This window comes from Scopulibacillus darangshiensis (assembly GCF_004341035.1).
Taxonomy (GTDB): Bacteria; Bacillota; Bacilli; order Bacillales; family Sporolactobacillaceae; genus Scopulibacillus; species Scopulibacillus darangshiensis.
The window spans coordinates 1-25,439 of the sequence record NZ_SLXK01000039.1 but is presented as its reverse complement, the minus strand read 5'-3'; the positions used below and the strand labels follow the sequence as shown (position 1 = coordinate 25,439).

Genomic DNA, 25,439 nt, shown 5'->3' with positions numbered 1-25,439 from the left:
TAGGGGGAGAGGCCTCCCCTTTTCCCTGCTGTAATTCTATAGAAAGGAGCGGTTATGATGGCGGTTCCTAAAGTGGCAAAAAACACACGGCTTCCGTTTCAAAAGACATGGACTCAAAAAGCAAGCACCCAAAAAAGAATCTTCTTGCTTTTAGCTGTAACGCCTCCGTTTTTAGGTTACTTGTTATTCTCTTTATACCCTAACATCTTATCAGTATACTATGCTCTACTAAATTGGAACGGCATCTCTGAACCCGTCTTTGTCGGTTTTGATAATTTTGTAAAAATGCTTCACGATCAATTTGTGTGGAGGGCACTGTATCACAATTTTCTGTTACTCGTGGCGGTCGTGCCATTGACGATCATCATTTCTTTGTTTCTTGCTTATCTGATCACATATATGCCGTTTCGCGAAAATGCTTTTCTAAAGGTGCTTTTCTTTTTTCCAAATGTGCTTTCGACTGTAGTGATTGCCCTGCTGTGGGCCTTTATTTACGACGGGAACTATGGCCTGCTCAATTCCCTGCTGCGAATGTTTGGCATCAATTTGGATACATTTTGGCTTGGCCAAGAATCAACAGCTTTATGGGCGCTTGTCCTGCCATTTGTTTGGGGCGGGGTTGGGCTTTACGTTATCATTTTTTCCAATGCCATGTTGTCGATCCCAAAATCCCTGTATGAATCGGCAATATTAGATGGTGCCGGCCATATGACCCTCCTTTTCAAGATTACAATACCACTGCTCCGTCCGATCATTTATGTCGGTGTCTTATTTGTCAGCTTGGGGACGATCAAAGGATTTGAGACCGTCCTTATTTTAACGAACGGCGGACCTGCAGGATCAACGGATGTCCTCGGTTTGTATATGTTCAACCTGGCTTTTGGCGAGACGGTTCATAATTATGGTTATGCATCTGCGGTGGGGATGCTGTTGTTTATCATTTTAACCGGGACAAAGTTAATCATGGATAAATTCTTTCCGAACAGCGGTGTGGAATATTAACGTCTTACATTTGTGGGGGGAGGAAGCAATTGAAAGAAAAACATACCTTTATAGATATTATTTGGCGCATTATTCTATACCTGTGGGGCATCACGATCCTGTTCCCTTTAGTTTGGGTTTTGTATGAGGCCCTGAAAACAAATCAGGAATTTTTTAAAGACATATGGAAGCTTCCAGAAACTCTTCAATGGGTAAACTTTAAGAATGCCTGGACGGAGTATAACTTTGGCGGTTCGTTGTTAAATACCCTTTACTACGTTGGCGGCAGCATGGTTATAGGTTTGTTTTTTACTACAATTAATGCTTATGCGCTCACGAGACTGCAATTCCGCGGTAGAAAGCTAATATGGGGATTAATTATGATGTCCTTGTTTCTGCCAGGAATTAATGCTTTGGTTCCCCAGTATGTCTTGATGAGGGATCTGCATTTGACAAATAGCCTGACGGGTCTGATTTTATTATCCAGCTTGGGAGAGAGTGTCTTTTATTTACTTTTGCTCAGTGGATTTATGAAGTCGATTCCGAAAGAGCTTGAAGAAAGCGCGATGATTGACGGTGCTTCATTGTTCAAGATCTTCTTTAAAATCATTGTTCCGCTTGCAACTCCGGGGATTGTAACCGTGGCGATTTTCAAATTTATCGGATTCTATAACAACTTTCTAGGCCCATTCATTTATCTCAGTGATCCATCTAAATACACCATTGCGGTGCAAATGTATGAGGCTAACAAATTAATGCAGTACAGCGCGGATTGGGTCACGCTTTTTGCCGGTGTGATGATTGCAATGGTGCCATCAGTGATCATCTTTATCCTTTTCCAACGTTCGATTATAGAAGGAGCAACCCTCGGGGGGATCAAAAACTAGCTTCAGGGAGCGATGAAGAGTGAATGAAAACCAAGGCGGCGTGAACGCGGCAAAATATGATGTTAATATGCAGCGGGCAATATCGGACGGGATATGGGACTTTCGCAGGCCGGAAGATGGTCCTTTTTCAATTAATGGTCTTTTGGCATTTGGTCCCGAAAAATTATATCGCCGCTTGCCGTCTGGGACACGGGCATCTCTTCCGGAGGCTGTTGACCTGCTTGCCAATTGTCCAGCGGGTGGACAGATCAGATTCCGGACGAATGCAACTCGCCTGGCTATTCGTGTCCAAATGGCTGGTGCTGCAACCATGGACCATATGCCAGTGACAGGACAATGCGGCTTGGATGCCTATATTGGAAAGCCTGGGCAACAACGTTATGCGGCTACAGCTCGCCCAGGGATAGATGGAAGAGAATATGAGCATATATTATGGGATGTCACGGAAGATGCGAAAGGACAGACAGCAGAAGGCAACCCATTTTTGTCAGGTGAAATGGTTGACGTGACGCTTAACCTGCCGCTTTATCAGGGTGTTCACCAAGTTTTGATTGGTGTGAAGAAAGAGGCTGTTGTTAAGGCGCCGACAGCCTATGCAACTGATCGCCGGATTTTATTATATGGGACCTCCATCACTCAGGGGGCGTGTGCAAGCCGCCCTGGGCTTATGTATTCTAATATTCTCAGCCGAAGGATCCCGTTAGAATTTATCAATCTCGGATTTTCCGGAAGCGGCAAGGGTGAAGCTGAAGTTGCTCTTGCCATAAGGGACATTGAAAGACCAGCTTGTCTGATCTTAGATTACGAGGCTAATTGTACAACAGAGCTCTACCAAGAAACTCTGGAGCCGTTCATTCGGTTATATCGGGAGTATCATCCGGATATTCCAATCATCGTCATATCGCGAATACCTTACCCAGGGGAATTATTCCAGCCCGCTAGACGAGCCGAGTGGCTTAACCGAAAAAAAATAGCCGAAGCATGCGTCGCTCGTCTCATCAGTTTGGGAGATCGGATGATAGATTTTGTGGATGGTTCACGGTTGTTAGGGCCGTATTGGCAAGACTGTACAGTTGATGGCACACATCCCAATGATCTTGGTTTTATGAATATGGCTGATAAGCTCGAACCGATTTTGCGCAAAGTTTTGCAAAAGAATGGGGTACTTTGATGTATATAGAGGTGTTTTAGAAAATTTCCGGCCACTATCCAATCACATGCTGCATGGGAGGATGACGGATGATTGTGATGTGGTGCGAATCATTCAGGAGGTTATGGTGAAAAGAATACTTAAGGTTATAAGATCCTTATTGTTACTTGCCTGCATTGCTATTGGCTATATTGTTCCACAAGGTGCCGTTGCCTTAGCAAATAGTGACAACATGCCGCCTCTGTTAATTACAGAATTAGTGCCAGATGCAACGGATATTAACGGCGTCGACGGTTACGAGTTCATTGAAGTCTACAACAATACTGATAAAGGGATAAACCTTAAAGATTATAAAATTTTATATCGTTATCCGACGGGGCCTGATGATGATCTGATTTGGGCTCCCGTACCTGACAATGTTGTTATACAGCCGGGGCAAACAATGGTGTTTTGGATCATGACCGGGTCAAACGAAGATAAAACCGTTGCCGATTTTAATGCCAACTATGGCACGGACCTTGTGGAAAATCAAGACATTGTGAGAATGGACGGCGGCATGCATAACGACCGCAAGCGAACGATGATTTTAGCAACCAATACCGGCCACGAAATTGTGGCGGCAACCTATAATGAATCAGTGGACAACACAGAGCCTGACAAAGGCATCATGTTCAAATATCCAGAAGACGGTTCAAATAATATGGTTATGATCAGCAATAGAACCAAGAAGGGAACCCCTGGCACTATTGAGGACGGACAAGTCCCTGATCAACCGGTCCATGTCGAAAATGACACCATTCCGCCAACGATTTCGAATTTAACGAAAGCCGAAAATACCCCGCCAACCAAAGATGTTGACATCGTGGCTGAACCTAAGGATGATGTGTTGGTCAGGACTTTCACATTATATTATAAAACGAATAAACAAACCGATTATAAGGAGGTCAATTTAAGAATAAATCGTGATGACTCACTTTACCATTACAAAATTGGTTTCCTGGAATTTATATCGGCTGATACCCTTGACTATTATTTTGTGGCATCAGACGGCACAAACCGGACAACAAGCAGCACTTATAAAATCAATATTGACCGCGATAGGACAAGTCCTAGACTGAATGTTAGAACCGGTGATATTCTTACCGGCAAAGCTGTCATTAAAGGATCAGCAAATGGGGTAGATCCGGGCAACCTAAAACTCTTGATCGATGGTTCTGAGGTTAAAGAGTCTTACAGGGCCTTGGAACAACCGGCATACTTCGCTTTTGAGGCGGATGGCATGAATACCGCTGCACAAGATGCCGTAACTATGGGCAAGGACGTCCTTCAGCTTGTGGACGGCGGTGTTGCGGATTATGATACTGTCGCAGTGCCTGTCGATCCGGAAAAGTTAACACGGGGAGAAAATACGATTAACTTGAGGGCTGGATCTATAGCAAGGCCGTATTATGAAGACGATCCTGAAAGCGGCCTAGATGACTTTTTGATCAGGAACGCACGGCTAATTTTAGCTGATGGAACAGTGTTAAGGGACCCGGAGCATAGCGATCCCACTGAACGTCTGGACATGGGGGATAACGGGAGGTTCTTGCCGGTTGTCAACTTCCATTTCAACATTCCGTCAGAAAGTTTAACATCGAAAGCTTATAAATGGGAGACAGCATCTACATCCGACGGCAAACATCGTGTCACAGTTGAGGCGCCGCATCAAGGTGACATTTCAGCGGACGTTTTTGTTGATAACAACGGCCCGCTTATTAAGACAACGCTCATAAATCGCAACGAATATAAAGGTAAATTTGTCATTGATGTAACGGCTACTGATAACGTTGCGGGTGTTCAGAGCACGAATGCTAAATTAGATGATGAACCGATTGACGTACCATACAACACATCATCAGCTGAATTGGCGCCAGGAGAACATACTTTGCACGTCAAGTCTGTTGACAAGGCAGGGAATCAAAGTAACAAGACAGTTGAATTTTCCGTTGTCGATGAAACACCAGATAAACCAAGTGTCATCTCTCCAAAGAATGGAGCAGCAGGTGTCAGTACTAATCCCAATTTAAGTGTGAAGGTCGCAGACCCAACGAATGATAATCTTGATGTTTCATTTTATAAAGCATATAAATACAATGCTGCAAGTCAGAACATGGCCATTTACAGGAATGCCACCGGCCTTGAACCGCCGCATGTGCTTAAGCCTGATGGGGAAAAGAAATTGACAGAAGATGAAGTTAAAAAGCTTCAGTCTCCTGACGGCCAGTATATGACAACGGATTCCACGACACAATTTCCGTATTTACGTTTTAATGTAAAAGTTGACGGTCAGCTTGATGAAAACGATACTGTACGCATACATTGGGAAGGCAAGTCTCTGAAAAATCGTAAGGTGACGATGTATGCATGGAACCATAGCGAGGGTAAGTGGATGGCGATTGACTCTTTTGTGACCGATTCGGAGGAGAACTTTAACCTTGACGGGGAGGTCGGCGTGCAGGATTTTGTCCGTGACAATGTCGTGAATGTCTTAATTCAAGACCAAATCCCGCCGCCGCAAGATTATGATTATACGTTTGTTTGGATGTCAGATACACAAATTTATTCTGAACTCTATCCGGATATCTATGAATCAGAAGTCAATTGGATTAAGAACAATAAGGATGCCATGAACATTAAGTATGTTTTCCATACAGGCGACATTGTCAATCAGACCTATCAGGAAAATCAATGGGATAGAGCTGACCGCTTTATGAAAGTTCTGGGTGATGCCAATATTCCGTACGGGGTGCTTGCAGGCAACCATGATGTCGGCGCATCTGCCGACAGCGGCGTGGATGTAGACTACTCCATATTTTACAAGTATTTTAGCGCCGATCGTTTTCGGGACAAGCCATATTACGGGGAGTCATTCAAAAATAACCGTGGCCATTATGACTTAATTTCCGCAAACGGCAATGATTACATCATGGTATACCTGGGATGGGGCGTCGGTGATGAAGGGCTTGACTGGGTCAATAAAGTGCTTGCGGACCACCCTGACCGGAAGGCGATTTTAAGCTTTCACAGCTATTTGCTGCCGTCCGGCGAGCGCTCGACATTAGGCGAGGAAATCTATCAAAAAGTCGTTGTGCCAAATAAAAATGTTCATGTAGTTCTTGGCGGTCACTATCATAATGTCGCTTCTTTAACGAGTGAAATTGACGACAACGGGGACGGGAAGCCGGATCGCAATGTCTACCAAATGCTTGCTGACTACAATGGCCTTGCGGGAAATGGCAGCGGCTATATGCGGCTTTTGCATTTTGATTCTGAAACTAATAAAATTTATATCAACACGTATTCACCATATCTTGATGATTACAACTATTATGATCCGGCAGAATTCCCCGGAAAAGATGAGTTTACGATCTCTATGGACTTAAAACCTGAAGTCAAAAGGGTAGCGACCGATTACTTTGACGTTAGTGTCTATAGTGATGAAAAGATTGGGACAGCCAAAAACATTGCCAGCGGGAAAGCGGCAAAGGCAACATGGCATGATTTAAATGAAAATCAAACCTATTATTGGTATGCAAGGGCAGAAGACCGTTATGGCGGTAAAGCGGTTTCAGATATTTGGCGTTTTACAACAAAGAATATTGTTCCTGCGCCAAGCAAACTGAGGGTTGACGGCAAATCGGATACGACGGTCAAATTGGCTTGGGAGCCGGTTAAAGATGAAGGTTCGGAACGGATCACATATGAGCTTTATGAGGATGATAAAAAAATCGCTGAGACAACAGATACAGCTTATATGGTAAAAGGGCTTGACCCTGATACGGCATATCATTTCACTGTTATTGCAAAAAATGAAAAAGGTGAACAATCGGAGCCGTCTGACAAACTAACGGTCAAGACTTTGATCAACGCTTCCGTTATTCATCAATTGATTAAAAAATACGGAGATTCCGGTGACCTAAGGCCGCCGCTTTTGAAGCAGTTATCCCAAAAGTTAACACAAGCTGAACATTTTTATAATGATGGTTCAATTGAAAAGGCTATTAAACACCTTGATGATTTCTTAAAACTTTTAAATAAACAGCAATCAGGGGAGTATGTTTCGCCTGAAGCGAAAGAGCGGCTTAATGAAAAAGCTCGCGAGCTCCTTACGGTTTGGCGAAACGAGATTAAAAATAAAGAATAATTTTGCGGCCTCCTCTAGGAATGGAGGAGGCCGGATTTAACTTACATAAGAGGAGGACTTTAAATGACAATCCATTTCGCCCATATGGGTTCTTCAAAAGAAAGGCCAGAGAACACACTGCCATCATTTCAGCGTGCTTTGGAGCATGGCGCAAAAGCGATGGAACTTGACGTCCAGCTGACAAAAGACGGCCATTTGGTGATCTGTCACGATCAAAAAATCAATCGGGTTGCTGCCGCGGCTGGTGCTGCCGGCTTTATTAAGGATTTTACACTTGAAGAAATCGAACAAATTGATGTCGGCTCAACTTTTTCCGAAGAATATAAAGGCGTCACATTAACAACGCTTGATGCGGTGCTCGGCATCTGTCCTCCCGATGTGTTGTTAAATATCGAGATAAAAAATATACCCTTCTTTTATGAAGGCATCGAAGAGAAAGTGCTGGATCGCCTGGCCGCTTACAATCATACAGAGAACGTGATCATCTCTTCATTTGATCACCATTCATTAAAGAGAATAAAGGCTTTAGCTCCAGACACCAGAGTTGGCCTGCTCTTTCTTGATCAACTGATTGAACCTTGGCATTATGCAAAAAACTGTGGCATCGACGTCTATAGCCTTCATCCGAGATATGTTTTTATAGATGAAAATTATGTGAAAAAGTGCCACGAAGCGGGATTCAAAGTTTATCCTTTTACAGTCGATGATATTGATATGGTAGAGCAATTCATGGCATATGGCGTGGACGGGGTATTTTCCAATAATCCGGAAATCTTCGGGTTAGAATGTTGCACTTAAAAGGGTGTACCCAAAAATAACCTTGCGGGCCGTAAACGGGTGGATCGTTCCCGTGAACGGGGAAAAATCGCCTCGGCGGTAACGAATAAGGGCTAATCGTGCCCGTGAGCGAGAAAAAATGGCTTCGGCGGTAACGAATAAGGGCTAATCGTGCCCGTGAGCGGGAAAAAATGGCTTCGGCGGTAACGAATAAGGGCTAATCGTGCCCGTGAGCGGGAAAAAATGGCTTCGGCGGTAACGAATAAAGGCTAATCGTGCCCGTGAGCGAGAAAAAATGGTTTCGGCGGTAACGAATAAGGGCTAATCGTGCCCGTGAGCGAGAAAAAATGGTTTCGGCGGTAACGAATAAGGGCTAATCGTGCCCGTAAACGGAGAAAAATGACCTCAATGGGCACGTAAAGGGACGAATCGTTCCCGTGAATCGCGGGCAGTAAACTTGGGGAATCCCTTTTGCAACGATTGTTGTATTAAAGGTAATATACCTTTGCTGCTGCGCCCTAATTTTATTTAATAGAAACCTCCGTTTAGGTCAGCGAGCGGATTAATTGAAGACAAAATCAGAAAATAAGAGTGGGAATTGTCCTTTGTATTATAAGGTCACCAGATATTTCTGGTTGACCATTTTTATATGGTTTTTTAAGGGTGATGAACGACCGAAATCGATAAAAGACAGTGAGAAATGTCTTTCATAAGCAAGATGAAAGACAAATTCAGTAAATAAATCGAGGGTTGTACCTTATTTTGGTAATATATCCATATATGGTTAATCTGGTGGTTTATAGTATATGCGTGGATGGTAATTCGGAAATATCCGGGTCAGAATCTTACACTTGAGAGGGGTGTACCAAAAAATGACCAAACAATCCCTTTGCTTGAGTTTGTTTGGTTATTTCGATATGTTAAATAAATTTGAGAATCCTGTTCTTATCTATTGCAAGTGACGACAATAAATTCGCCCGGAAACAACCTTCTTTCTTCAACTGGAAATTGGTCTTGACGTCTTTCACAAAAAACATCGAGTCTATCTAAACCACAGCGTAACCTAGCAAATTGCCCAGTTCGTAAATTAATGTCTCTCAATCTTATTATAGGTGTTGGAACAAAGATTGACACGCAAAAAAATACACCAATTTCACCATTTCTTAAAACCCGATCGGAAATATCAGCTTGAACTGTTCCATCTTCATCTATGATCAATCCCATGAGATGGTGTTCGTCATCATTGTTCGCATTCATGGGATGTTTGTTTTTTGCTGCCAAAGCGTTTGCAACAGCGCGGGAGATCGCCTCAGCTTCCACGGAAACGTAGGAATTGCCGCTGTTGATGATATTCACTGTGTTTCCGTTACGATGTTGTCTTTGATCTGACAATGTAGACACCTCCTTTTACTATACTATATGAGGTGTAAAACTATCAGGAAACGGCTGATGGCCTCTTTTTAATAGACAATAACTGAACCAGGCGACGGTTTGAAAGACTCCCACTTATAATTCAATCCCATGCTTCTCAAGTTTCCGGTATAGGGTGGCGAGGCTGATTTTCAGCTTTTTCGCCGCCGCGGCTTTATCTATTGTTCCATTATCGGAATAAAGATATTTTAATAGGGTTGACCGTTCAAAATTTGCTGTCATTTCTGTTAAACCGAGCGCCGGGTCTTTATTTCCCGTCCGATCCGGCTTCAGAGAAGCGCCTCCCATATAATCCGGGAGATCCGGAATGTCCAAAATACCCGTGTCATTCATATTAATCATATATTCTACAACATTTTCAAGCTGGCGGATATTGCCCGGCCAATCATGATTCCCTAGAGCATGAAGCAGCCGGCTGCTCATCTCGGGCATATTTTTGTTAAGTATGTTGCCATATTTTTTAATAAAGTGGGTGAGGAGGGCTGGTATATCCCCGCGGCGTTCCTTTAAAGGTAGACATGTCAAAGGGATGACGTTCAGCCGGTAGTATAAATCTTCACGAAATGAGCCGTTCTTGACCATAGCTTCCAGATCCTTATTAGTAGCGGCGATGATTCTGATGTTTAACGGCGTGAGGTTTTTTCCGCCAACCCGCTCGATACACCTTTCTTGTAATACACGAAGGAGCTTTGGCTGCATGGCAAGCGGGAGGTCACCAACCTCATCCAGGAAGATCGTTCCGCCATCAGCCAATTCAAATTTTCCGGGACAGCCTTGGCGTTTGGCCCCCGTAAAAGCTCCGCCCTCATAGCCGAAAAGCTCGCTTTCCAAGAGGGAATCAGGAATAGCACTACAATTAACGGAGATGAAAGGCTGCTTTCGCCTTTTCCCTTCAAAATGAATTGCTCGAGCAATAAGCTCCTTGCCTGTTCCGCTTTCCCCCCTTAGCAAAACGGTTGAAGGACTGTCAGCTATTTTTCGCGCTTTCTGGATCAGCCGCTGAAAGCCTTCATTTTCACCAACAATATCATCGAATATATACCTTTTTGGTGAAACTGTGACTTGTTCATGGACCTGACAATTCTCTTCTTCATTCAAATCACGCAGTAATAATTTATTTTCAAACAACGTGCTCATATGCTGCAAAAATTTAGTCAAACTCCGGGCATGCTTTTCGATCATCTCTCTTTGCCCTGAAGTGAAGCCGATAAAGCCAATGACTCCGACAGGCTTATTTCTTTTCGTGATCGGAAACCCCATTGTCGCAAGCTCTGTGCATTGCTTATTGAAAAGGCATTGACGGCACTTTTCCCCGTTCTCCCGGCGATCAAAGATCATTCCGGGCCGCCCGGTTTTCAATATCGTTTCAAAAAACGAACCCGCCGGGACAGGCTTGCCAATAAGCTCCCTATGAAAACCTGTGCCGCTGATCCGAATATTGTTTTCATCAATAACCGTGACATCTAAGCCAATCACCTTAGATAAATTATCAGCGCATTCTTGTGTAAAATCGCGTATTTGTGTAATGTTTGCCACCCGCTGATCCCCCCGCTTCAGAACAGTTTAACATTATACAGATTATATCATGTTTTTTGACAGTGAGAATGACCGGGTAGGGACTTTTTTACCGCAATCGGTTCTGTCCTAAATTAGAACTTAAGTGGTATAGACGGGTATACATCACAGCGTTATGCTGAAAATGAATAGGATTGTAAGCCTTTTCATTTGTTGACCCAATTTTTAGAACCTTGTCCATGGATAAAATAAGAAAAGGAAGGTGGCAAAATGCTTCAAAAGCAATTGCATACAGTTGTTAGAAAGGTTATATGTCTCTGTCTTGGGTTGATATTGTTGTTGCCCGCCATGCCGGGTACTGCCAAACAGACAGATGCTAAAGAAAAGCCTGAAACCCCTGTCATCAATCCAACACCGCAGCACATGAAGGTGACCGGGAAGGGCTTTCCGCTGACGCCTATTGTCGGTTTGGTGGTCGGTGATGATACCGATCAGTCTGCCATCGATGTTGTGGAAAAAACTCTAAAACATGCCGGGGTAAAAAAGATTGTGAGGAAAAAGGCAGATGAATCGACTCCTAATACTCCGATAACCATCTGGCTTGGCAGTCTCTCGGACAATCCAACCGCGAAAAAAGCTTTGAAAAACGCTACAACTGAAGGTTTGAAAAAAGAAGGATATGTCCTTGCGACAGGCATTGGCAGCAACAAGAATCATAAAGGTATTATCCTGGCCGGGAAAGACAAGACGGGAACCTTTTATGCCGCCCAAACCTTTGCCCAGCTCATTCAAAAGAAAAAGGGGCGGGACCATGTACCGTCCGTTGTGATCGTTGACTGGCCGCAAATGCCGACTCGCGGTGCAATCGAAGGATTTTACGGCACACCATGGTCTCATGAGGATCGAATGGACCAAATGGCTTTTTACGGAAAATACAAATTCAATGACTACATTTATGCACCAAAGGATGATCCTTATCACCGCGAGAAATGGCGTGAGCCGTATCCTAAGGACAAGCTTAATCAGATCGGCGAGCTCGTGAACAAGGCGAAAGAAAATCATGTGAATTTCACCTTCGCCATTTCCCCGGGAAATAGCATTTGCTTCTCAGATGACAGCGACTTTCAGGCACTCGTTGATAAGGCTAATTCCGTTTGGGATAAAGGCGTCCGTTCTTTCGCGATTTTCCTTGATGACATCAATCCTGATTTGCGCTGTGATGCAGACAAGGCCATGTTTGGCGGAGACCAGAGTCCAGCGGCAGCAGCGCAATCTTATCTATTAAATCGCTTCAATAAAGAGTTTATTAAAACACACGAGGGAGCAAAACGGCTTGTGACAGTGCCGACCGAATATTGGCAATCTGGGACATCACCTTATCGGGAGCGATTCGCTGACCTCGTTGATCAAGATGTCATTGTCCAATGGACCGGGATCGGTGTCGTTGCACCGACGATTACCTCAGAAGACGCTGAGAAAATTTCCGGCATTTTCAAGCATGACTTGCTCATTTGGGACAACTATCCGGTTAATGACTTTGATCGGAACCGGCTATTCCTTGGGCCGCTCGTTGGCAGAGACGCTGATTTGACCGACCACGGTGTCATTGGCTTAACAGCCAACCCTATGAATGAAGCCGAGGCATCCAAGATCCCGCTCTATACGATTGCTGACTACACCTGGAATCCGGATGCGTACAAGCCGAAAAAGTCGTGGAACCGCAGCATTCAAGCTTTCGGCGGGGATGCGGCAGATGCTCTGAAAACCTTTGCGGAAAACTCGTATTCATCCCAGCTTAATGATAAGGAATCCCTAACGATTGCACCTTTGATTGAGAAGTTCTGGGATCGCTATGATTCTGACAATGTCAAACCAGTTGCCGCCCAGCTTATTAAGGAATTTGAGAAACTGCAGACCGTTCCGGAAGACCTTCGACAAAACCTTGATAACCAAAACTTCCTTGATGAAGTTGCTCCTTATTTGAAGAAGCTTGACATCTACGGGGAAGCGGGTAAAGCAGCAGTTAAGCTGAAAATGGCACAAAAACAAGGTGATGATAAGGAAATTAAAAAACAACAAAATATTCTTGAATCGATGATGGATCAAGCTAGGGCAATTCCTCAAAAAATGAGTGAAGGTGTCATCCCGGAATTTCTAAAGCAGGTGGCATGGGGCCCGAATCTGGCTCTTAAGCAGCAGGTATTGGTCAATAATTATTGGAACAACCTTGAATCCGTCAATGGGGAAAAGGCGGTTGACGGCGATTATAACACTCGATGGGCGACTGGTGACGGTGTAAAGTCAGGATGGCTCGAAGTCACTTTTCCGAAAGAAATGACATTTAACCAAACGGTCCTGCGAGAGTGCAAACAATTTGGGGACCGGATTCAAAAGTATGAAATCCAATATTGGGATGGCAGCGGGTGGAAGACCGTTCATAGCGGAGGGGTTCCGAAGGATATTCAAATTGACAAGTTTGAACCGGTTACAGCCAAAAAAATTAGATTGAATATCACCTCCGCAACTTTTGAACCGACTATTTGGGAGTTTGAAGTGTATAATACAAATTTTTAGGATCTGAGTAAGAGACGTATTTATACTAAAGAGAGTATCCAATGATTTTGGTTCACGCAATCATCTTGGGATACTCTCTAAATATTGGACTTAATGGATTTTGTAAGCCATTTCCCCGCCATAATAACCGGTCATTGTAATAAAAATACCGCCGGCAATGACTAATATAATCAGTAGGGTTCTATAAAGGGGGAACCGGGTCCAGAAATAGCCAATGATCCTCACAAGAAGGACTAAACCAAAGGTGATCAGTGTAAGGGTGGCAAATGTCTGGTGGGTATGGACCATTGCCTCGACATGTTTTCCTTGTTTTTCAGCGAAGTGTTCGGCACCGTCCCCTGTCAGGTACGTGAAAATACCCATAACTTCGCCAACGGCAATCAAAAAGAATGCTGCGGGATCACAAAATTTAGGTTTCCAAAGAGCGATGATCGCCAAAATTGCTCCTACGATCAAAAACGCTACTGGAAAATGTGCAAATATTGGGTGTAAAGGCGTATCTAACATTCGTTTTTCTCCTCCAAACATTTTTTAAAACTATTGCCTCTTTCATTTTTAGCAACAGTTAAGCTATTTAACCGGCCTTTTAATAAGAGACTATGCTTTAAACGGAAAAGTTCACATAATATAATTTTCTAGAAATGCCCGAGGTTTATATGACTATTGTCGCGGATTAGCGATAAGCTATTGACTTGAATTTTTTGAAAACTTAACATGAATTTGAGAGGAGGCATCAAAGGTTTTTGTCTTGGGGATAGTTTTATAATAAATTAACCCATCAACCTATTAACACAACACTTTTTCCAAATGGGAGGCGTTTTGTCTTTGAACAAATCGAAAAAAGTATTTTCATTGTTAACGGTTAGTTTATTTGTGCTGTCTCTTTCCGTTTCCGCTTCGGCAAAGGAGAAAAAGAAACATCATGAACAGCCAAAATTAGAGTTCCCTGTCATCAGTGACACGCAATTGACAGTGGGCAATGAAACATCTCATCGAAAATTGGAACATGCTCTGCAGGATTTATATAATATCAACCACAACTCAGATGCAATGGTCATCAATGGCGATATGATCAACGATGGCCGAGCCGCAAGCTATGAAAAGTTTAGGGACATTTTAAATCAATATCCTCATCCTGATAAAACGTTCTTTACAATCGGTAATCATGAATTTTTTAAAAACGATGGCAACGAAGCATCCATTGGCAGATTCTTAGACTTTACTGGATTAGACAAGGTTTACTATGAAAAAAACGTCAAAGGATATCCATTTATTTTCCTTGGAACGGAAAGTTGGGGCCCCGTCGACTCACCTACGAAGGATTCTGCTGTCCTAAGTGACGCACAATTGAATTGGCTTAATCAAACACTGAAGGAACGTTCCAAGACAAAAAAACCGATTTTTGTTTTTCTGCACCAGCCCCTTCCGCATACTTTTTATGGAACAGACATCGATTATTACAAGAATGCGGTCATTCAGGATGAGGAATTGAAGAATATCCTGTCAAAATACCCGCAAGTCATTTTCTTTTCCGGACATATGCATTGGGATTTGCGCTTCCCGGGTATGTTCCTGCAAAAAGATTTTACAATGGTCAGCTCGGGGGCAGTGTACGACACTTGGGGACCTGACGGTAATGGCTATGAAACCGTGATTGACCCGGAAGGCAGTCAAGGTCTTTATGTTAAGGTCTATGATGATAAAGTTGTCATTAAAGGCCGGGATTTTACAAATAACAAGTGGTTGAAGGAATACCAGCACACTGTAGACACTCCGAAATAAACATATGGACGATCTTAAAAAACAGGCTGCTGATTATTTGTTAGCGGTCTGTTTTTGTTAAATATTTTCTGACATTTTTTGCTTGAAAAGATGTCAGAAAAGATATAGAATAAGAAAAAAACAGTTTTCGTTTAAATAGTTTACCTTTGAGAAGTAGACTTTGGGAGGAAGGATTCATATTAAAAATCGAATTATTAATGCATTTATTGAAGAGATTCAAGCAAATGGTTTGAAATTTTCTGTGGACGATTTGGCAAATAGGATAGGTATCAGTAAAAGAACATTATACAAATATTTTTCTTCTAAAGCTGAAATATTAGACTGCATTATTGATGATACGTTTCAAGAAATCGATGAAAAAGCAAAAGCTATTATACAGAACGGCCAATTATCCATGCCAGAAAAGATAAAAGGGGTCATAACGACCTTGCCCGATCATTATGAACTGCTTGACCTTAAACTATTAGGTCAAATGAAGCAGTACTATCCTGAACAGTGGGCTAAGATGGACGAATTACTTAAGGATGATTGGGAATTACTCCGTAATCTAATTGAACAAGGAATAAGGGAAGGTGTCATTATAGAGCTAAACGTTTCTCTGGTTATGAAGGTGATTCTTGAATCTATTAATTCAACTCTTGATCAAAGCTTTTATATGGAAAATCGCATCACTGTTTCGGAAGCACTCTCTGAAATTGTTAACATATTATTTTATGGTTTAATCTCAGAGAATAAAAGATGACTGACATTCTTTTATTCTTTATTTTTGTACGTTAAACTAATAAAACTAAAGTGGTTTCCTAAAAGAAAGGGGTATATTTAATGAGATCAGTCAAGGAAATGATTCGGGAACAAAGTCTATGGGCTGGCTTGAACCGCCCCGGTATTGAAAGGGATGAAGCGGATATCGTGGTTTTCGGTATTCCCTATGACGGCGGCGTAAGTTTTCGCTCCGGGGCAAAAGAAGGTCCGCGGGCTATTCGTGAGATCACTTATACGATCGCTCCGACGACAGAAAGATGGGAGGATCTTTCTTCTTTGCAAATTATGGATCTTGGCGATTTAGAAGGCAGCAATCGGCAGGAACTATTTCAACAAGCTGAAGAAGCGGCTTTCTCCATCGTAAAATCAGGAAAGTTATTGACAATGATTGGCGGGGACCACTCGACAACCATTCCGGTTATGCGCGGCATCAATCGGGCTGTTGATGAGCCCTTTGGCATTATCCACATTGACGCGCATTTTGATTTGTGCCACGAGATGGGCGGCGATTACTTTTCACATGGTTCAACCGAAAGACGGGCCCTAGAGTTGGAAAATGTCCCGGACACCGAGAGTATTTTTTTCGTAGGCATCAGGTCAGTTGAATCTGAGGAGTTGGCATTTATCCAAGAAAATAGGATGAACATTATCGGAGCAATGGATGTTCGGCAAAATGGTATTGATCAAACATTGAAAACTATCAAGACAAAAATGAGCCGGTTTAAAAAGATTTACATGACGATTGATATCGATTCACTTGATCCCGCTTATGCGCCGGGAACGGGAACTCCTCAGTTTGGCGGATTAAACAGCAGGGAACTCCTAAATTTGTTGTATGGGTTATTTGATCTGCCTATTATCGGGTTCGATGTTGTCGAGGTGTCTCCAAAACTGGATGACTCTCTTATCACCGCATTTGCCGCGAGGAAGATTTTAACGGAATGCTGGGGACATCATCATCGCAAAAAAGAGAAAATACAAGAAAATACGAACTAAAGTATCATGGGACCCCGCCAACATTTGACGGCTGCGGGTCCCGTTCTCCTTAGCTCAGGGCTCCCTTCCAGGCACAATTATCGATGTGGAAATCTTTTATTCTATTTTAACTAACCTATTCGATAAAGCATAGAACTTGATCTGATCATTGGATTTCATAATTCAGCCAAACGGCCTTTTTTGCTCCAATCTTATTATATAACGATTGGGCAGGGATATTGTCATGAGCCGTTTCCCAAATCATATGGGAATAGTCATTATCTCTGATATAAGACACACAGGTCTGAAGCAGCTTCTCCCCAATTTTTTGCCCCCTTGCATCCGGTGTGACAAATAAATCATAAAGAATAGCCATTCGTTTCACTTCCAGTGTGTTAAAGGTGAAATATAAAGTAGAAAAGCCGACTAAGTGATGCGGCTCCTTTTCTGCAAGAAACTGGATGCCTTCATAGGGGTTGTCAAGCAGATGGTGAATCAACTTTTTGAGCGAATCTTCACTTGGACGAGGACACTTGTAGAAATCAACGATGTACTGATACATTAATTCGAGAAGCTGCGGGACATCCTCTTTAGTGGCATGTCTAATGGTTACCAAATTATTGCACCTCCAAATTTTTATAATTCAATAATAAATATGCAAATTCTATGCCAATATAAATAGCCATGTTTTTGTTTCAATGAAATACTTGCATACGACAATATTTCTGCTATCTTTATTCTAGTGTCAAAATATCTTATAATGGATGAGTTGTTATATAATTAGAAAAGACATGAACGACTTAGAAAAAAGATGGATGTGTGTATAATGACGAAATCGGTGGTTCTCCGCCATGTAGCCAAACGATATAAAATGTACGAAAAAACCTCTGATAAGATAAAGGATATCGTCTTGCCCCAGGGCTACGGGGATGACTTTTACGCCCTGCAAGATATATCTTTTGAAGCGCAAAAAGGCGATGTGATCGGCGTGATCGGCGTAAATGGCTCGGGTAAATCAACATTGTCCAATATTATTTCCGGCGTCATCCCTCCGACATCCGGGACAATTGAAACCAATGGACAAGTTGCCTTGATTGCCATTGCCGCCGGGCTGAAGAACGAGCTGACAGGCAGGGAAAACATTGAACTGAAATGTTTGATGCTTGGCTTCAGCAAAAAAGAAATAAAAAAATTGGAACCTGAGATAATTGACTTTGCCGATATTGGCGCCTTTATTGATCAACCTGTCAAAAAATATTCAAGCGGGATGAAGTCACGCCTTGGTTTTGCAATTTCTGTGAATATTGACCCTGACATCCTCGTCATAGATGAGGCTTTATCAGTCGGTGACCAGACGTTTGCAGATAAGTGTCTCGCCAAAATGAATGAATTTAAAGAAAAGGGCAAGACGATTTTCTTTATCAGCCATTCCATTGGCCAAATGAAAAAATTCTGTGAGAAGGCCTTGTGGATTCAATACGGCAGGGTTAAAGACTTCGGCATGATGACTGATGTTATGCCAAAGTACGAACAGTTTTTAAAAGACTATAAGAAGATGTCGAAAGAAGAACGGAAAGAACTGCAGCGTAAAGCCAGGGAACAAGAGCCAGATGATCACAACAAAGGTGATCATGGCACGAAAGGCGGGGAAGAGTCTCAAGAGGATGTTGTTTCTAAAGAAACAAGCAAAGGGGCCACGTCCAAAGCTGCAAGTGAAAATATAGAGCGTACGACACAACCAGAGAATTTGACAAGAGTAGGCCGGAATACTAAGAAAAAGCCGAGGCGTCCCAAAAGGATCATGGGTGCTGTCATCTTATGCTGCATTGCGGCCATTATCCTATTATTTGTAGCTGCTGTCCCCAAGGAAACTTTCGCTGATGTCAAAAACTTTTTTACGGACAAAGTTCTTTCCCAAGCGGATGGGACGGCTAAGGAAACCAATGATGGAAAATCCGGGGCACAAAATAACCAAGCCCCGGAGGAAGCGCCATATAACATTGCTCTCGTAAAAAAGAGTCTTGTAAACCTCCGAGATAAGCCTGATCTTTCGAGTAAAATCGTTGGTTCTGCAACACTTGGGGACACATACAAGATATTAGGCGAAAAACAAGATCTGAACGATCAAGGGGTTACATGGCTGCATATAAGACAGCCAAGCGGCGGGAAGGCTTGGATCAGCGCATCGGTCGTTAATGCGATTAATAGTGATCAGATCGCAACAAAAGATCTGCCAAAATTGGCCTCACTTTTAAAAGCCAGGGTTCTGCCGTCAGATGCGAATGGGTTGCACAAGCTTTTTAAAACACCATTCGATGACACACGGAAGGCTTACACCGATAAAATTATTAATGAACAAAAAGAAGACGGGGCTGACCTCGTCATGATAAATGATGCAGAGTTTAAAGTGAAGGACGATCAATTGCTTCAGCTTAAATTGCAAAATATCGATAATGATGCCAGTAGATTGAAAGCAGAACTGGGAAACCCGATATTATTTAATCAACGGGAAGCAAAATATGTTTATTTTATTAATGGCTTTAATATCCAAGTAGATGTTAATTTAGCGAAAGATGAAGTAAAAGATATCACTATTTCTAGATTAGACAAATAATAGAGGCGGTTAAGAAGCACTTCGCTTTATGCGAGGTGCTTTTACTTTTGTGTAAACACTCAGAAGATTAAATATAATACAATTCGTTTAAGTTTATTTACAAGTATTTTATGACGGACAGCATTCCCGATGATTCGACGTAAGGTGTCATTATGAATGTACAGTAAAGCTATCGGAAATATTTAACCAAGGTTTTGCTAAAACATTTATTGCAGGATTAATAGAGGTGTGTTTTATGGGATTTTTAACTAGGGTTAAAAATAAATTGCAGTCTGGGGTTAAACGCTCTAATAAAAACAATTTAAAGAAGCATCTTGTTGTTAAACAACAAGACCATAAAGTTGAAATCAGCGGTTCATTTTCGCGCAAGTCCTATCAAGCAAAGGAATTATGGATAAAATCTCGTGACAACGGCTATAAAGCAAAGCTTGCGGAAATCGAACCATCAGCTGTTTTTCAATTTAACATTAATCTTCACGATGTGATGCGACATTTGGATGATGAAGCATCCACTTTTGACTTTTATGTGAAAATACGCACGAGAATTAAACATGTCAGTGAAGAGCGGTTAGGGAAGGTCAAAGCAAATGCAGAGTATGGTTTGCTGGAAAATGGAGAGCCGATCATCGAATATTTCATTCGTTTTGGCAGATTCGAGGACACAAAAATTAAGAATCCAAAAAAAGTCGTGTTGGATGACCGTTCGCTCGTTATTTACACAACAAAAAATGGAAACATGTCTTTAGCACACAACACGGATCTGAATCCCGTGACGACTAATCAGATTAAGTCATTAAAAATAAAAAGCAATCATTTAATATTTAACGGTAAGTTACTAACCGGTCACTCCCGGATAGAAGATGCCTATCTTATTATGAATGGACGGGATACCAATGCCGAAAAGACATTTCCTTTTACTTTAAATTTAAAGGAAAACTATCGCAAAAACTATGGACTGCATCAATACCACTATTTTGCGGATATCGACCTGGCCAAAACCTTTAGACATGAGGTATTTAAAGAGGATATCTATGATTTCTCCTTTTGCTTAAAATACCATGATCAAGATGAGATGATTTCCGTTCGCGTTGGCAACCCAAGACTCTTTGCCAGGCATTTTGTCAAAGGCGGTTTTATCAGAGATGGTAAAGAAACTTTCGCCATTTCCCCATATTTTACATTTAAACAATTTAACCTTTCCATTCAAGTTGATCAATTCGATGGCGATGTTTTTAAATATATGCGAACGATAAAGAGATGGAGCTGGCTCCTCAGACCCTTTTACAGCAGGAAGAACATCTGGCTTGTAGGAGAACGCGCTTATAAAGCCCAAGATACTGGGTATCACTTCTTTAAGTATCTGCGGGAAGAGCATCCAGAACGGAATGTGTACTATGTCATAGATAAGACGTCACCTGAATACAGAAATGTTGAACCGCTAGGGCAAACTATCGATTTCAAATCCAGGAAGCATATCTTCTATGCCCTGATGGCGAAGAGGATCATTGGCTCTCATCACCCGGATTATCTCTATCCTTTGCGCACAAAGGAATTTAAGAGGGCTGTCAAGGCGACCAAGGTCTTTTTGCAGCACGGCATTATGGGAACGAAAAACATGGTGGCGAATTACGGCAAGAATTCTCCTGGATTTGATACAGATCTGTTTCTTGTCAGTTCCGATTTTGAAAAAAATATGATCGTCCAAGATTTCGGCTATGATCCAAGCGAAGTTAAAATTACCGGACTGTCCCGGTTTGATCAGCTGTTGACTAACCAATCACCAAAAAGGCAAATCTTGATTATCCCAACTTGGCGGGATTGGATTGTGACAGAGGATACATTCTTGGAAAGTGACTATTTCGAACGTTATAAGCAGCTTGTTAATCATCCCACCTTACACAAATTAGCAACAGACTATGGCTTTGACATTATCTTTTGTCTGCACCCAAATATGCAGAAGTTTACGCCGTATTTTACAAGCGATTCGGTCCGTGTGGTGAATCAAGGTGAGGTGGATGTGCAACACTTGTTAAAAGAAAGCCGATTAATGATTACCGACTATTCAAGTGTTGGCTTTGACTTCAGCTTTTTGCATAAGCCGATTATTTACTATCAATTTGACCGTGAGCGTTTTATCGGGCAACGTCCGTCACACCTTGACCTGGATAATGACTTGCCGGGAGATATTGTCAGTGATCAAGAAGATGTGCTGGCATGCATTGAAGACTATGCCAAGAGCCATTTCAGAATGAAAGACCATTATAAAGAGCGTGCTAATAAATTTTTGAAATATAGGGATTGTCACGCCAATGACCGCATTTATAAGACAATGGTAAAGTTTAAGCCAAAAAGGCAAATCATTAAGGAATTGGCAGACAACGATTATTTCCGGACATTATATCGCAAATATCGAAAGAGCAAGCTCTATTTTCCGACAATGCGGCTTTTTTATAACATAGCAAGGAGAGTTCTGCCTGTTGATGATAAGCTGGTTCTGTTTGAGAGCGGGATTGGCAAGCAATATGCTGACAGCCCAAGGTATATCTACGAGGAATTAGTCAAACGCGGACTTGATTATAAGAAAGTCTGGGTTTATAACGATAATATTCGTTTTAAGGATTCAGATACAGTTAGAATCGAGAGACTATCCCCGAAGTATTATTACTATTTGGCAAGGGCCAAGTACTGGGTGAACAATCAAAACTTCCCGACCTATATTGAAAAACGAAAAGGCACAACATATATCCAAACATGGCATGGCACACCTTTGAAGAAGATGCTTTTTGATATAGATAACATTCAAGGGCGCGACGCTGATTATTTGGAGCGGGTGTCAAAAGCAACAAGTACATGGGACTTTTTAGTTTCACCGAGCCCTTATGCAACAAAAGCTTTCTTAAGCGCTTTTCATTATAAAAAGAAAGTGCTGGAAATCGGCTATCCAAGAAACGATTTGTTTTACCGGCCGGATATCAATGAAAAGGCGGCAATGATCCGCAGACGATTGACGATACCAAAGGATAAAAAAGTTATTCTGTATGCCCCGACCTTCCGCGATAATCAGAAGGGAAAGGGCAGCGGCTTCACTTTTGATATTAACTTGGATTTTGAGAAAATGAAAAAACAATTAGGCGATGATTATGTCCTTTTATTAAGAATGCACGTTGTTGTAAAAAATAAGATTAGCATTCCTGAGGAGTATCAGGACTTTGTCTATAATGCCTCAGACTATCCGGATATTCAGGAGCTCTATTTAATATCAGATATCTTGATGACTGATTATTCATCGGTCATGTTCGACTTTGCCAATCTTAAACGGCCGATTCTTTTCTACACTTATGACTTGGAAGTATACCGTGATCAGCTCAGAGGGTTCTATATGGACTTTGAGAAAGAAGCACCTGGTCCGTTTCTTAGAAATACTGATGAAATCATAGAGGCTGTCCTTGGCATTGAAGAGATAAGAGCGGCATATCATATGCGCTATGTTGCCTTTTATAATAAATTTTGCAGCCTGGAGGATGGGTATGCCACCGAAAGGCTTGTTGACAATATATTTGCGAAACAGAACAAAGGGATTCGTTCCATAAGGAAAACGAAACGGGTGACTTTTCCGCTTTGGAAACAACCATCCCACAGTGGGGCGGAAGGATCAGAGAAGATCATGCTGCAAGCAAATAGAAATAGGGAATGATGTACCTAAGGAGGGGTCATTTTGCAAAAGACGAAAGTGGCAGTTATAGGATCGGCAGCGACAAGAGGGTGCTTTGAACTAAGCAATGCCCGAGACTTGGAGGATATCTTTGATGTCTCCCTGATCCAATACCAGTCCTCTTTATTAAGCATTATGTCAGAGCCAATTGAGAATTATGATATGGACGAAAATATCAGTCCTTTATATAAGAAAATCATTACAGAGGATCTCGATAAGGGGATTTTCGACCGGCTTAAAGGTGTTGATCCAGACTACGTTGTCATAGACTTTGCGCCAGATATCACCTATGGCACATTGCGAATCGGTGACCGTTATATCACAAATAATAAGAAGAAATTAAAACATGTTAAGTTAAATGATCAAGCGGAAGAATTCACAATAAATAACAATAAAGAGGCGTATGTTAGAAAATGGACGGAAGCATTTCATGCGTTTGTCCAACAACTGAATGACATTCTGCCATCGGCTAAGGTTGTCGTTCATACAGCAAACTTTGTCGGTTCTTATTTTGATAAGACCTATCGATTAAAAAGCCTTCGGCGCACCGATATTCAGGCGAAAAATAATGAGATAAAAGAACTGACTGCGGCGATTAATCAGGATGGGATCACAGTTATTGATCTATCCGATAATAAGTACAATACGTCATCCAGCCATAAATGGAAGGCCGGCTATATCCATTACGAAACGAAATATTATAATGACTTTTTGCTGGCGTTTTTCCAGCTAGTCATTAAGAATTTGAATCAGGCAAAAGAACTTCAACATGAAGGTGGGCCGTCATATGTCTAAAATCACGTTCTCAGTCGTCGGGGCTTGTGTTTCGCGGGATGTGTTCAATCGGAAATTCGTTCCCGAATATAAAGAGTTTTATGAGTGCATCAGCCAGGCATGGCAATGCTCGATCATCAGCTTAATGTCTCCTGAAGTAAAGCTGTCTGAGGATGATCTGCAATTATCTGAGGAACTTAGTGCCCATCGGTACAACACGATGATGAGGGATATATCGAAGCAATATTTGGCGGATATCAAGGCCAATCCCCCGGATTATATTATTGTCGATTTTTATGCTGATATGAGATACGGGATTGTTAAGGTCGGGAATAAGTATTTAACGAATAACCCGAATGGATTTAGAAAAACAAAATTCTTCCGGGATAAGAAATTCGACGCTAAGTACCGCTTCCCAACCAATCTTAAAACTTACAGGAAATTGTGGGAAGAAGCATTTGATAAGTTCTATCATTTCGCCCAACAAAATTTGCCTGATACGAAAATCATCTTAAATTGTTTCCGTTATGCTAACTCGTATGTTGATAAGAACGGCGAAGTTGTGATGTTTGACCAAGACCGCTATAAGTTCCTTGATTCGGAAACCAAACTTTTCAATGAGCTTTACGATTACCTGTTAGACAAATATCCGTTATACAAAATTGACTTGCGCGAGAACGAATACTACTCAGACAGCCAATACGCCTTCGGACTCGCCCCATGGCATTACGAACGGAAATACCACAATGACTTCTTTAGCGGGTTGAACCTGATTTGCTTGAGGGATTTGATGGGGGAGAGGGAGGAAAAGGCAAGAGCTGTTAAACCTGAGGGTGTTAAAAAGAAAAAATTATTTGGTGTGTTTTAAAAAAACCGGCGGAGGCCGGTTTTTTTTTGCCAAGAAAAAAAGCGAGCTTTAAAAGAGTGGTTACATTCTGAGGCTAGTCCTTTTATATATGCAGACTATTATATAATGAAAAAGGCAATTAGTTCTAGGTCTTTTAGTCTATTATTTGCGATTTTAATAAAAAAACTCTTAACTTTATTGTAATATTTTGCGATAATATGATTGAAATGTTAAAGTTATTAGGTTATCTTGTCGAATGTTAAAAAGTTGAGAAAGAAAGATTTCATTATAAATCTCGGCTATTTTTATTTAAAAAATATATTATTTTATAAAGATGGTGTGAATTTGAATGCTTATGTCGCATTTGATATTGGTGGTACTGTATATGGCAAAATAAAAGTACATAGTAATGCAGCGTAAAAATACATAACGCTGCACAAGCAAAAAAATAAAAAGGCTTGCCAGCCTCCAA

Annotated in this window: 17 protein-coding genes; 13 read left to right on the top strand and 4 right to left on the bottom strand. The window is 41.8% G+C overall.

What is annotated here, in order from left to right; translation table 11 throughout:
* Positions 1-72: 72 nt before the first annotated feature.
* The 5 genes from EV207_RS18660 (at position 73) to EV207_RS18640 (ending at position 8,002) form a co-directional block, all read left to right on the top strand.
* On the top strand, positions 73-1,002 hold the full coding sequence (locus tag EV207_RS18660) for a carbohydrate ABC transporter permease (protein WP_243647150.1): 930 nt from the start codon (positions 73-75) through the stop codon (positions 1,000-1,002).
* A 29-nt stretch (positions 1,003-1,031) separates the two neighbouring features.
* Entirely contained in the window at positions 1,032-1,868 is an 837-nt protein-coding gene (locus tag EV207_RS18655; protein ID WP_132747668.1) for a carbohydrate ABC transporter permease, read from the top strand.
* 19 nt (positions 1,869-1,887) lie between these two features.
* A complete protein-coding gene (locus tag EV207_RS18650) occupies positions 1,888-3,039 on the top strand; it encodes an SGNH/GDSL hydrolase family protein (RefSeq protein ID WP_243647149.1) in 1,152 nt (383 codons plus the stop codon).
* 61 nt (positions 3,040-3,100) lie between these two features.
* On the top strand, positions 3,101-7,204 hold the full coding sequence (locus EV207_RS18645) for an FIMAH domain-containing protein (protein WP_165887010.1): 4,104 nt from the start codon (positions 3,101-3,103) through the stop codon (positions 7,202-7,204).
* A 63-nt stretch (positions 7,205-7,267) separates the two neighbouring features.
* Positions 7,268-8,002 (top strand): glycerophosphodiester phosphodiesterase, encoded by a 735-nt coding sequence (locus EV207_RS18640; RefSeq protein WP_132747666.1) that lies wholly within the window; start codon positions 7,268-7,270, stop codon positions 8,000-8,002.
* Positions 8,003-8,926: 924 nt separating this feature from the next.
* Here the strand turns inward: EV207_RS18640 and EV207_RS18635 are convergent.
* Both EV207_RS18635 and EV207_RS18630 read right to left on the bottom strand, forming a co-directional pair.
* Positions 8,927-9,373, bottom strand: coding sequence for a hypothetical protein (locus EV207_RS18635; protein WP_132747665.1), 447 nt, complete (start codon positions 9,371-9,373; stop codon positions 8,927-8,929).
* Between the two features lie 114 nt (positions 9,374-9,487).
* A complete protein-coding gene (locus EV207_RS18630) occupies positions 9,488-10,948 on the bottom strand; it encodes a sigma-54 interaction domain-containing protein (RefSeq protein WP_132747664.1) in 1,461 nt (486 codons plus the stop codon).
* Between the two features lie 249 nt (positions 10,949-11,197).
* Here EV207_RS18630 and EV207_RS18625 point away from each other — a divergent pair, with 249 nt between their 5' ends.
* Positions 11,198-13,501 (top strand): glycoside hydrolase family 84 protein, encoded by a 2,304-nt coding sequence (locus EV207_RS18625; protein ID WP_132747663.1) that lies wholly within the window; start codon positions 11,198-11,200, stop codon positions 13,499-13,501.
* A gap of 90 nt (positions 13,502-13,591) precedes the next feature.
* Here the strand turns inward: EV207_RS18625 and EV207_RS18620 are convergent, their stop codons facing one another.
* Positions 13,592-14,008, bottom strand: a complete 417-nt coding sequence (locus EV207_RS18620; RefSeq protein ID WP_132747662.1) for a DUF2231 domain-containing protein — start codon at positions 14,006-14,008, stop codon at positions 13,592-13,594.
* A 318-nt stretch (positions 14,009-14,326) separates the two neighbouring features.
* Between EV207_RS18620 and EV207_RS18615 the strand changes: the two genes are divergently transcribed.
* From EV207_RS18615 to speB, 3 genes are all read left to right on the top strand, one after another.
* Complete coding sequence (locus EV207_RS18615; protein WP_243647148.1) at positions 14,327-15,283, top strand: metallophosphoesterase family protein; 957 nt, start codon at positions 14,327-14,329, stop codon at positions 15,281-15,283.
* 160 nt (positions 15,284-15,443) lie between these two features.
* The gene (locus tag EV207_RS18610; protein WP_341539812.1) at positions 15,444-16,025 is read left to right on the top strand and encodes a TetR/AcrR family transcriptional regulator; all 582 of its coding nucleotides are present in this window, start codon (positions 15,444-15,446) and stop codon (positions 16,023-16,025) included.
* A gap of 80 nt (positions 16,026-16,105) precedes the next feature.
* On the top strand, positions 16,106-17,041 hold the full coding sequence (gene speB / locus EV207_RS18605; RefSeq protein ID WP_132747660.1) for an agmatinase: 936 nt from the start codon (positions 16,106-16,108) through the stop codon (positions 17,039-17,041).
* Between the two features lie 145 nt (positions 17,042-17,186).
* Here the strand turns inward: speB and EV207_RS18600 are convergent, their stop codons facing one another.
* Positions 17,187-17,636: a GNAT family N-acetyltransferase gene (locus EV207_RS18600; protein WP_132747659.1), complete on the bottom strand. Its 450-nt coding sequence runs from the start codon at positions 17,634-17,636 to the stop codon at positions 17,187-17,189.
* Between the two features lie 210 nt (positions 17,637-17,846).
* Between EV207_RS18600 and tagH the strand changes: the two genes are divergently transcribed.
* The 4 genes from tagH (at position 17,847) to EV207_RS18580 (ending at position 24,988) form a co-directional block, all read left to right on the top strand.
* A complete protein-coding gene (tagH, locus tag EV207_RS18595; protein WP_132747658.1) occupies positions 17,847-19,634 on the top strand; it encodes a teichoic acids export ABC transporter ATP-binding subunit TagH in 1,788 nt (595 codons plus the stop codon).
* Positions 19,635-19,869: 235 nt separating this feature from the next.
* The gene (locus EV207_RS18590; RefSeq protein WP_132747657.1) at positions 19,870-23,328 is read left to right on the top strand and encodes a CDP-glycerol glycerophosphotransferase family protein; all 3,459 of its coding nucleotides are present in this window, start codon (positions 19,870-19,872) and stop codon (positions 23,326-23,328) included.
* Positions 23,329-23,349: 21 nt separating this feature from the next.
* Positions 23,350-24,141 (top strand): DUF6270 domain-containing protein, encoded by a 792-nt coding sequence (locus EV207_RS18585; RefSeq protein WP_132747656.1) that lies wholly within the window; start codon positions 23,350-23,352, stop codon positions 24,139-24,141.
* Positions 24,134-24,988 (top strand): DUF6270 domain-containing protein, encoded by an 855-nt coding sequence (locus tag EV207_RS18580; protein ID WP_132747655.1) that lies wholly within the window; start codon positions 24,134-24,136, stop codon positions 24,986-24,988. Before EV207_RS18585 ends, EV207_RS18580 begins: the two co-directional genes overlap by 8 nt.
* The last annotated feature ends 451 nt before the right edge of the window (positions 24,989-25,439 follow it).

Excerpts from the sequence above, each read along its gene's own strand:
- EV207_RS18620 (WP_132747662.1), bottom strand. The coding sequence starts at position 14,008 with ATGTTAGATACGCCTTTACACCCAATATTTGCACATTTTCCAGTAGCG.
- EV207_RS18640 (WP_132747666.1), top strand. The coding sequence starts at position 7,268 with ATGACAATCCATTTCGCCCATATGGGTTCTTCAAAAGAAAGGCCAGAG.
- speB (WP_132747660.1), top strand. The coding sequence starts at position 16,106 with ATGAGATCAGTCAAGGAAATGATTCGGGAACAAAGTCTATGGGCTGGC.
- tagH (WP_132747658.1), top strand. The coding sequence starts at position 17,847 with ATGACGAAATCGGTGGTTCTCCGCCATGTAGCCAAACGATATAAAATG.
- EV207_RS18625 (WP_132747663.1), top strand. The coding sequence starts at position 11,198 with ATGCTTCAAAAGCAATTGCATACAGTTGTTAGAAAGGTTATATGTCTC.
- EV207_RS18590 (WP_132747657.1), top strand. The coding sequence starts at position 19,870 with ATGGGATTTTTAACTAGGGTTAAAAATAAATTGCAGTCTGGGGTTAAA.
- EV207_RS18645 (WP_165887010.1), top strand. The coding sequence starts at position 3,101 with ATGACGGATGATTGTGATGTGGTGCGAATCATTCAGGAGGTTATGGTG.
- EV207_RS18580 (WP_132747655.1), top strand. The coding sequence starts at position 24,134 with ATGTCTAAAATCACGTTCTCAGTCGTCGGGGCTTGTGTTTCGCGGGAT.